Genomic DNA, 10,135 nt, shown 5'->3' on the forward strand with positions numbered 1-10,135 from the left:
CTCGGAAAGCCGCAGGAAGAACGAGGCCACTCCCTGCGCGCTGGTGAAGAATACCCAGTCGATGTCCTTGATATCGAGACCGCGCGGCCACTCGAACGGCAACGGCACGATCTCCATCAGCGGCAACGGCACAATTTCGATGTTGCGTTCCGCCGCCCGCTGGGTCAATTCGGTCAATTGTTTTGCCGGCCGGGTGACGATTACGCGCATGGCGACTCCTGCGTCAGGATCGTGTACGCCCGGTCGATCAGCGCGCGGATTTCCTGCCCGCGCACCTCGGCACGCTTCAGCCCCTGCCAGCGGCCCTCCCGATGTTGCCCTAATACTGCCTTCAAGTGATATTCCCCGTTTCTCCTGTCAGACCACACCCCAAGCGGCAGCGAACAACCGGAATCGAACATCTTCAAAAGTCCGCGCTCAAGCTCTGCCTGAAGCATCTCGTCACTGGATCCAAGTTTCGATACTACCTTCTCCACGCGCGGATCGTGATCGCGAACTTGTATCCCGAGAATGCCCTGCGCCGGCGCCGGCAGAAATACTTGCGGATCCAGCTCGACAACCTCCAAATCCGATAAGTCCAACTGCAGACGCTTCACTCCGGCACAGGCCAGCAGGATCGCGTCGTACTGACCCTCGCGCAGCTTGCGCACACGCGTAGGCACGTTTCCGCGCAGATCAGTAATTTGCAGTTTTGGGTGATGGAAGGCAACCTGACATTTGCGCCGCGCCGAACTTGTCCCAATCACCCCACCGTCCCGCACCGGCAACACCCCCGTCCCGACCCGCGATTCCTTGCGGAGCAGAAGCATCTCGGCACGGTCGGCCCGGTAACCGGCAGCGCCCAATTTGAGCCCCTCCGGCTGGGTGGTCATCAGGTCTTTCAGGGAATGCACGGCCAGATCGATCTCGCGCCGCAGCAGGGCCTCCTCTAACTCCTTGGTAAAGAAGCCCTTCCCTTCCATCTTGTCGAACGAAATATTGTCGATCTTGTCGCCGGCCGTGTGGATGATATTGATCTCGACCGCACAGCCATGTTCACGAATCAAGATATCCTTGATGAAATTTGCCTGATACAGGGCAAGATCGGAGCCGCGGGAGCCAATAATCAGCTTCTCGGTCATATTGCGGTCTTACGCCGCCGCAGTTCCGTCAGGTCGATGTCGCCGGAGAGATTGGCCAGTTTATCGGAGAGCACCTTGGCCGGTTGATAGGCGGAGTTGGCAATCAGTTTGGTGACCAGCCGGTAGATCGCGTCCTTGTCTTCATCCGAAATCGCCGTCACTTTCTTGGCAAACAAGTCGTCGAGCGCGCGCTTCGCCAGTTGCATCGACTCCTGGAAGCTGTCGGTGAAGATCGGTTTGAGGGAAACCTCGATGCGATCGGACATATAGTCATTTACTGCGGCACGGACGATTTCGTTGGCCTTGCCGGTCTCAATAAATTTCTGCCGCAGATTGACCGTGCAGGCCGACCGCAGATACGCGATATCAATCAGCTTGACCTTGGGGCTGTCGTTGAAGCATGCACCGAAGTCCTTTGGGATCGCCAGGTCGATGCAAATCACTGGTGCATCGGACGGCGGTAGAGCGTCGAGGAATCGGGCGTCAAACAACGCACCCGGTGCGGCCGTGGCCGAAACGATGGCATTTATCCGCGGAGGTTCGGCGATGAAGTCGTCGAGGGAGACGGCGCGGCCGCCGAACTGCTCCGCCAGACTCTCGGCCCGTTCCCGGGTGCGATTAACGAATAACAATGAACCGAGCTTGTGATCAAGGATATAGCGCGCCAGCTTGACTGTCATCGTGCCCGCGCCGATTAAGGCGATTGTCGAATCCGCACCGCAACCCTTCGCCAATTCGTCCGCCGCCAGCGACGCCATCGACACCGACCCGGAACCCACCGACGTCTCGCGCTTGACCTTTTTGGCCACCAGCAGCGCTTCCTCGGAAATATCCTTCAGCGCATTCCCCGCCAGTCCGGTCGCGAGCGCCTCCATGTAGGCTTCCTTGTATTGCCCCGCAATCTGCGTCTCGCCAACCACCAGCGATTCGAGAGAGGCGGTTGTGCGGAATAAGTGCGCAACCGCCTCACGTCCCGTGTAGTGATAGAAGTCGTTCGGGAAGAACCCAAACCCTTGTTGATCACGGAAGAAAAAGTCGATCAGTCGATGCAGAAGTTTCGATCCCGAGTATCGCCCCGAAGAAATATAGACGAACTCCACGCGATTGCACGTGGACAGGTAGATCAGTTCATCGAGCGAAAGATAGTCTTTCAACTGGCGCAGCGTTTCGGTGCGGCTGTCGCGGTCGACAGTCAGGCGCTCCAGCAGCTTGAGATTTTGTTGCCAGATTGAGGTGCCGATGATACCGAATTCCATATCGTCCTTATACACACCTAAGACTATCGTCTTTGGTTGTTGTGAAGTTAAAAGAAACTCGACTTCTATTGTCATATAAGTGTCATCATTTGTGAAAAAAATAACAAGACGCCCATCGTCGTGAATTAGCACTTACTCACATGAGCCTTGGGCGCATCAGACACTATTACTCATAATCGAATTATTTCCAACAGATTACAAAATTCAACCGCCCTGTAATCGTCTCAATTCCTAACCGCAATCAGGATTATTAAGCCGATTATCCCGCTCGACATTGATGGATATACGATCCGTTGGGCGGGGCTTGCCCCCGCCCGCGAATCACGATTCTCCATCTGCAGGACGTGACCTGGAACCCCCTCGGTGGATCAGTCGCGTAGGTCAAAACCCGAAACCATGATCCACCGGAATGCGGCAACGCGGTGCATCTTGCCAAAGGTACTCATTCCATTCGAGCATGAGGGTCTTGACGCCGAGTGCCCACATCTTCATCCCCGTCAAATCCCTTTTCAATCCACCACGAATCTTTCAACTGACTCTCCCCGGCATCATCGGACACGTTACGTCATCTTCAGACGGGATCCGATCTACGACCGCTATCGCTGAAAGATGCTGTCGCCCATTTCGAGGAAGAGCACATCGGCAAAGTCCTCAGAGTCTGAGGCGGCAATTTGACCAAAACTGCCGACCTCATCGGTCTCGACCGCAGATACCTCCATCACAAACTTAAGTCACTTGGCCTCGATGGCGAGGCGTACTTGGCCCATTTCGATTCCTATGTCAGGTTACCGATTTCAATTTGGATACCAGCCAGTAGTCCGTCGAGAGTGCACTGCTGCAATACGAAGTGAACATCTGGAACAGCACTTGGAGATCTCCCTTCAAGGTCCCGTTTCAGAAACGCAATCAGTTCATCAGTCGCCTTCTCGTTCAGTATTAGGTGTAGATGCTCGTTCCTATATATCTTGATTCTTTGGAGTGCATCCCAAAGTCCCGGGTAGCGCGTCTTCACGTCCTGCCAATAGTAGTGGTCCTTGCCAATGGACTTGCCATAATTCTCTATCGATTCCACGAAACACTTGTTGCAGACATCCACAAATTGCTTAAAGTCAGCTTCAGACCGCACCACTGTCAACGAGGCGAATTGGTGCGCATTCGGAAAGGAATTTGCGCCAAAAAGGAGTGGCGAACGTGCCCTGTTGATCGCACTCTCGAGCATTCTGATATCATTAAGTACAGACTTCTTTCGTTTCTCAATCCAAGCATCTCGTTCTGGCTCCGGCGCTACTCGCAGCAGACTCCGCCTGCCTTCTTTTCTTGCAAGCTCGAGCCCAACGTAGCGTGAGATCACAGGTATTGCGATTTCGGGTCGATTGAACTTGTTCTTTGCAAGCAAGCCATATTGCTCAAGATGCTTGGTGTATTCTGGATATGCCGCGAGTTCGACAAAGTCGTGGACTTGTCCTGAAGCAAGGAGTTCAAGCATCTCATACTCGTCGTGATAGAATTGTCTTAGTTCCGACACTACATGGCGGCAGTAGAAGGTTAGCTCGGCATCTCGCTGCTGTTCCTCGCTTTCAAGACGAGTCCGAGAGAGCGCCACGGGTCTTGCTTCTTTCCGCAGGGCGATCATGGAGTTCGTCGCACTGCACGCCATTCTAGTCAGCAATGGGTGCCCGCCATACCTGAGATGGATGTACTCGAGAGCTGCCGCGTCAAACTTCATTCCCATTCGCTTGCCCAGCGTGCGTATCATATTCTTTGTCTCTTCCAGATTCAGGCCGGTGAGAAACTGGTAAGAGACGATTCCGAAGAGTGGATTTTGCACGCCTTCTATAGTATCCATTTCCACCACTTTGGGATTCACCCCTGCAATCATAGCAGAAATTGTCCTATGTCTGCTCTGACACGCCCAAAATGTCTGCCAGAAGGCAATGAAATCTCTGTGCCAGTGCTTATCGTCAATCGCGATAGGAGAGATGTACTCAATTTCATCGAATACCAGAAGGACGGGCTTAGTGATCTCCGATGCGAGCCGCATGAACTCGGTGGGGGCATTCACTTCGCTGCACACTGACGGTCGCTGCAAACTGAACTTCTTCGCCAATTCCTCGCAAATCTTCCACAATAGCTCGTGCCATCGAAGTTTGCGAATGGAAGGGAGCTTACAGTCAAAATACTGCACCTCAGCGATTCCAGCCTCCTTCAGCATGCGTTCTAACTTGAACAACAACGAAGTCTTCCCGGTCTTTCTGAGCCCAAAAATACCTCGGTTCTCAGATCTCTTGATCGAGTCAAACAGGTTCACGGCTAGCTCGGATCGACCGAAGAAGTACGTGTCGCGCTCGAGAGGGAGTCGATAATCGAAGAGGTCGCGCCCATACAACAAGTTACTTGTTTTATTTCGGACGAACCAAGGATCTGATGCGTTTGCCCTGACGTCATCAGCGGAAAGTGGTATGATGAGCTTAGACTCCTGATGCATTGAATTGTAGGCATGGAACCAACCCTCAACATCGGGTGCCTCTGATACGAAGAAGTATGTTAACTTCTCAACTCTGCCCCTTGCAGGGTCGTCCGCCAATACAGCTTCTGCCGCCTGTACTGATCGTGCTTCAAGTGTCTTGTATCTTGAATAGACTAGCATGATTTCTTGGTCAAATCCAAAAGTCTCTGACAGGAACGGTTCCGGATTCAGGAAGTACACCGAGAGCTCGGTATTATAGGCTCTTCGTCGTCGACCCCACGTAACGAAGAAATTTGGCAAGAATGCTTTTAGAATCTCTTCTTCTTCTGGGTGATAGTTCAAGTGTTGATCTCGTACCTCTGTACGTATAGTTCCCATGTCAACCCTCCCGAAGTTTGCTGAAAATCGGCGGCGTAGTACTCGCGATTCTCCTTCTAGGTACAGATACTCCTCGTCGCCAAGGCGGCGAATTGCGGGCGTTCCGTCGATGGTCCTTTCGGAGGGCACAATATGCTCTCTGAGTCATTCCTAACGGATTGGCAACGCACAGAGATTCCGCCTTTGAGCGCCTGATGCGAAGCCGATACTAAATCAGCCTGCCGATAGTGGAATGCCCCACTACCCACCTTCGTAACCTGGAGTTTTCTGAGCATCATGTCAACAGTTTCCTTTTGCTCGAGATGTCAAGTTTCATGACCCGCCCGCTTCCGCGCTGGGTCCTAACTCAGCCAACATTTGGATACAGAATAAGTCAACTTCATCGAAATTGCCGTCGCGACACTCATAAGGTAGCCAGCTAAATGCTCCTCTGCTCCCATCGGAAGCCCACCCGCAGCGCAGTGAAGGGTGGGACACTTCGTGGTCATTGCCACGGGTGGAGGAAATCCCCCCACGCGCACCTCTTGATCTCTCCCCGCCGATTCCCTAACTTCGCCTTGATGACTGTTTTCAACCCAAAGGTACGACTATGACCATTCGAAAAATCGCGTTCGTGACGGGGGCGTCATCCGGGATCGGGCAGGCCACCGCGCGCAAATTGGCCGAGGCCGGATATGATCTGCTCCTCTGCGCGCGCCGCCTCGACCGCATCGAAGCGCTCGCCCGGACCCTCAAGACTGAAACCCATTGCTTCAAACTCGACGTCCGCGACCTCGCCGCCGTCGAACGGGCGATCCTGTCTCTGCCGGAACGCTGGCAGGCGATCGACCTGCTTGTCAACAACGCCGGGCTGTCGCGGCAACTGGTAAAACTGCACGAGGCCGACCCCGAGGCGTGGAACGAGATGATCGATACCAACGTCAAGGGGCTGCTCTATGTCACCCGCGCCGTGCTGCCGGGGATGCTCCAGCGCCAGCGCGGGCACATCATCAACATCGGCTCGATCGCCGGCCACGAGGCTTATGGCGGCGGCAGCGTCTATTGCGCCTCCAAATTCGCCGTCGATGCCATCACCAAGAGCCTGCGGATGGAACTGGTCGACACGCCGATTCGCGTCTCGACGGTCGATCCCGGCCTGGTCGAGACCGAGTTCTCGCTCGTGCGCTTTTACGGTGACTCCGAACGCGCCCACAAGGTCTATCAGGGGATGCAGCCGCTGACCGGCGAGGATGTCGCCGACGCGGTGGTGTGGGTGGCCTCGCGTCCGCCGCACGTTCAGATCGCCGAGGTGATTATCTTCCCGACCGCCCAGGCCGGTTCGACGGTAGTGCACCGGAAGTAGTCACAACCGAAAACAGCTGGCGCGTCGACGGACTCTCGTTACGGTTTCCGCCCCAGCACGTAGATCATCCGATTGTTGCGGCCGGTCGGCGTGTCCTGATGCGACCCGAAGCCCTCGATCTCCACGAATCCCACCTGCTCAAACATCGCGCGCAGTTCGTGATATGAATAGAGCCGTAGCTTGGTCTTGTGCACTTTGACCGCACCGTCTTTCTCGAACTGCCAGTTGTCGTTCATGATCGAGTGTGCGTGGTCGAAGGAGCGCCATTGCAGCAGCCGTACCCCCTTCAACTCGAACCAGTCGCGCGATGTGAAATTGATCAGGATCCAGTCGCGGTTGATCAGCGACAGCAGGAATCGCCCTCCCGGGCGCAATGCCTGATAGACTTTCTTCAGCGCCAGCAGATTCTGCGCTTCCTCCTCGAAGTAGCCAAACGAGGTGTACAGATTGGCGGCGGCATCGAACTCGTTGCGGAAGCTGATGCGGCGCATGTCCTGGTGAAACAATCGCACCGCCACACCGGCGCGGCTGGCATTGCGCTCAAATTCTTCCAGATAGGACGGCGTGATATCGACCCCAGTCACCTTGATACCACGCTTAGCCAGAGGTAGCGACATTCGGCCATAACCGCAGGGGCAGTCGAGCAGACTCATCCCCGGCTTCAATCCCAGCTTGCGGCTGACATACCGGATTTCCGCGTTGATTTCCTTGCGGCTGTAATGCCCAAACACCGGGCGGAAGTCAACGAAGAACGTTTCCCACCAATTCGCTTTGTGCGGCATAGAGATTTCCTCCGATGGGGACAAGCTATAGCACGACTGCTTCACGCGCCACTGCAATCTGGACTTACAGGGCGATTTTCATCAATGCAGTCATCGCCGTCAAATCCCTTCTCGACTACTCCAGAGTCATGCGACTTGCATTCCCCCCGCATCATCAGGCATTTTGCGTCATCTCCCAACGGAATTGACCTACGCCACTGAAGGCACCATCTTCCGCCCCGGGCGACCACGAGCGTCGCCCCGACGGATGTCGCAACGCTGTCGTGACAATAAAAACAGGGCTCCGACACATTCCTGATGACAGGAAACCAAGCGTGCCGAAGCCCCGGGAGTGGGGTCTAAGCGGGGGAGTCTGTTAACGGACGCTTAGACCAGAGGGGAAAACGTTACAACCGAAATAACAAGCCAACATTGATCGAATAGAAATCCGACTTGGCGCCGTCGAGCACGGCATCCGGCAACTCCTTGAACTTGCGCTCCAGGAAAACGTAACGCACGTCGCCGTAAATGCGCATGCTCGGCGAGGCCGGCAATTCCACTCCGGCCGCCAGATGCCACCCGAACTCGCTGTCGCTGTTATCGTCGATGCCGGCGGCGTTGTAGGTGTCGTTGTAGTCGAACGTCGCGTTGTACCAGCCGCCGCCGACGCCGCCGTAAACCATCGGCAGGGGATACAGAAGCGCCGTGACGGTGGCCGGCCATTCGCGAATCGTCAGAGCGCCGGAGCCGAATTCCTCATGGCGGTAACCGATATCACCTTCGGCCGCCAGCGCCGGCAGCAACTTTAGCCGCAACGTGGCGCCGACCAGGTAGCTGAGGTCTTCGGCATCCTGCGCTTTTTGCATTCCCAGATGCGGGCCAAACAGCGCGACCGACTGCGCGCGTACGCTCACTGCCGCCAGGCCGACAAAGCCCAGCAGAAAGATGATGCTGATTCTTCTGCGCATAGTGTCCTCCTCATTCCGGTTGGATTGAATGCGAGTGCCCATCTATGTCAACGCGCTGCCCATTGGACGCGGGATTGTTGCACGCTGCACACGGCGCTGTCTGGAGCCGTTCAAATTAGAGTTGTGTCGATGAAAATTGATGAAAAGGTACGGGAGTTAACTGCTGCGACTTGCCCACAATCAATTATCGGAATGAAAACTCTGCCTGATGTTCCGACATCGAATTATACCCTGCCGCACCCGGCAGGTTCCGCACAAAGATTGCTTCTTGCGCCAATATACAAATATCGATCTATGTTGGATTTGCGGCTCCCATCACTGCCTCCAATGCGGATCTCTTCCAAATGGCTGCTGACAAACTGTAGATCCGACTTCAGTCAGATGATTCCCCCTTACATAGCTGTAGATCCGACTTCAGTCGGATGATTCCCCTTTACATAGCTGTGGGTCCGACTTCAGTCGGATGATTCCCCCTTCCATAGCTGTGGGTCCGACTTCAGTCGGATGATTCCCCTTTACATAGCTGTGGGTCCGACTTGAGTCGGACGATTCCCCCTTACATAGCTGTGGGTCCGACTTCAGTCAGATGATTCCCCCTTACATAGCTGTAGATCCGACTTCAGTCGGATGATTCCCCCGTACACAGCTGTAGATCCGACTTCAGTCGGATGATTCCCGTTTTCCGCTGCGTCAGGTCGTGTCCCACACGACGCATTCCCGGGAAAAACTTCCGCCTTCAATCGTGCGGGAAGTGACCTGACGCCGATCGAATCCTCAACCTTCTCGGCTCTTGCTTGCGCCCGCCCTCTCGCTGCTACCGCCTGAGCAGGCCGACCGCGGTGGCCTTGCGCGGCGTCACCACTCGCTCGATCTCAAACCGGTCGAGCCGGCCGCAGACCTGGCAGAAATTTGCCTGGATGCCGTAGAGCCCCTTGGTCTGCATCCGCTGTGAATCGCTCTTGGCGATGAAGGAAATCCCTTCGAGGATCCCGGTAACAACCTCGTCGCTGCCGCAGAAACTGCACTTCATAACGCTGTTCTCCAGAAAGACTGAATCGCTGTTTGGCGGGTAATCCGCTGCGTACTCTTGTGTCGCCCCTTAGGTTTGTCGGACGCGCCCGCGCCGAAAATTACCACTTTGAAACATCCGCCCGCATCCGCCCCGCGCCAAGCGCCTCGCCCCACGCCGAGGGCCTCAGCATCAACGCGCAAGCCGTGCGGAAACAACAGCTTCGCAACTGGTCAATTGCCTTGCAGATCGTGTGCTGATTTCGGACAACGGCGTGCGCGCGGCATCGAGTGAGAAAGTTGCCACCGCGCGACGATCCCCTTCTGAAAGATCGAAACGCCGCTCAGCGCTTGCGGCCGCCGAGCAGTGAACCGAGCACGCCGCGAATCAGGGAGCGCCCCAGTTGACTCCCCGCCGAGCGCAACGTGCTCTTGGCGACTGCCTCGATTACGCTTTCGCGCTGACGCGGCGCGCGCGGCGTCGTGCGGCTGCGCGCGGAGCCGGACGAACGCGGCTGTGCCTCGGGGTACTGATCGAAAACCACTTTCGGCGTCGCGTCAGCGGCGCGTTCGGCGCGGGCTTTGAGGATTTCGTACGCCGACTCGCGGTCGATCGCCTGCTCGTAGCGGCCGCGCACCGCCGCCTGGCGAATCAGTTCGGCGCGCTCCGCCGGCGTGATCGCGCCGATCCGGCTCTGCGGCGGACTGATGATCGTGCGCTGCGTAATTCCCGGCGCGCCCTTGGCATCGAGAAACGACACCAGACCCTCGCCGGTCCCCAGCTCGTTGATCGTCTTTTCGATGTCGAGATTGGGATTGGGGCGGAAGGTCGTC

The 10,135-nt window shown here is 56.0% G+C and carries 9 protein-coding genes; 1 reads left to right on the plus strand and 8 read right to left on the minus strand.

The features are described 5' to 3' along the window. The 4 genes from IT585_01450 to IT585_01465 form a co-directional block, all read right to left on the minus strand. Window positions 1-210, minus strand: a 210-nt coding sequence (locus IT585_01450) for a uroporphyrinogen-III synthase (GenBank protein ID MCC6961896.1), incomplete at its 3' end; no start/stop codon positions are given. Next, the gene (gene hemC / locus IT585_01455) at window positions 201-1,121 is read right to left on the minus strand and encodes a hydroxymethylbilane synthase (GenBank protein MCC6961897.1); all 921 of its coding nucleotides are present in this window, start codon (window positions 1,119-1,121) and stop codon (window positions 201-203) included. The genes IT585_01450 and hemC, both read right to left, overlap by 10 nt. Continuing rightward, window positions 1,118-2,392 (minus strand): glutamyl-tRNA reductase, encoded by a 1,275-nt coding sequence (gene hemA / locus IT585_01460; protein ID MCC6961898.1) that lies wholly within the window; start codon window positions 2,390-2,392, stop codon window positions 1,118-1,120. The genes hemC and hemA overlap by 4 nt, the downstream gene beginning before the upstream one ends. 760 nt (window positions 2,393-3,152) lie before the next feature. Beyond that, on the minus strand, window positions 3,153-5,186 hold the full coding sequence (locus IT585_01465) for a hypothetical protein (GenBank protein ID MCC6961899.1): 2,034 nt from the start codon (window positions 5,184-5,186) through the stop codon (window positions 3,153-3,155). A gap of 625 nt (window positions 5,187-5,811) precedes the next feature. On the opposite strand from IT585_01465, the gene IT585_01470 reads away from it, so the two are divergent. After that, entirely contained in the window at window positions 5,812-6,564 is a 753-nt protein-coding gene (locus IT585_01470) for an SDR family oxidoreductase (protein MCC6961900.1), read from the plus strand. A gap of 38 nt (window positions 6,565-6,602) precedes the next feature. Here IT585_01470 and IT585_01475 read toward each other — a convergent pair whose 3' ends face one another. The 4 genes from IT585_01475 to IT585_01490 all read right to left on the minus strand — a co-directional run. Continuing rightward, window positions 6,603-7,346 (minus strand): class I SAM-dependent methyltransferase, encoded by a 744-nt coding sequence (locus IT585_01475; GenBank protein MCC6961901.1) that lies wholly within the window; start codon window positions 7,344-7,346, stop codon window positions 6,603-6,605. A 386-nt stretch (window positions 7,347-7,732) separates the two neighbouring features. Further along, on the minus strand, window positions 7,733-8,293 hold the full coding sequence (locus tag IT585_01480) for an outer membrane beta-barrel protein (GenBank protein MCC6961902.1): 561 nt from the start codon (window positions 8,291-8,293) through the stop codon (window positions 7,733-7,735). Between the two features lie 814 nt (window positions 8,294-9,107). Next, complete coding sequence (locus IT585_01485) at window positions 9,108-9,323, minus strand: hypothetical protein (GenBank protein ID MCC6961903.1); 216 nt, start codon at window positions 9,321-9,323, stop codon at window positions 9,108-9,110. Between the two features lie 322 nt (window positions 9,324-9,645). After that, a partial coding sequence (locus IT585_01490; protein MCC6961904.1) for a DUF853 family protein occupies window positions 9,646-10,135 on the minus strand: 490 nt, incomplete at its 5' end.

This window comes from Candidatus Zixiibacteriota bacterium (genome assembly GCA_020853795.1).
Classification (GTDB): Bacteria; Zixibacteria; MSB-5A5; order CAIYYT01; family CAIYYT01; genus JADJGC01.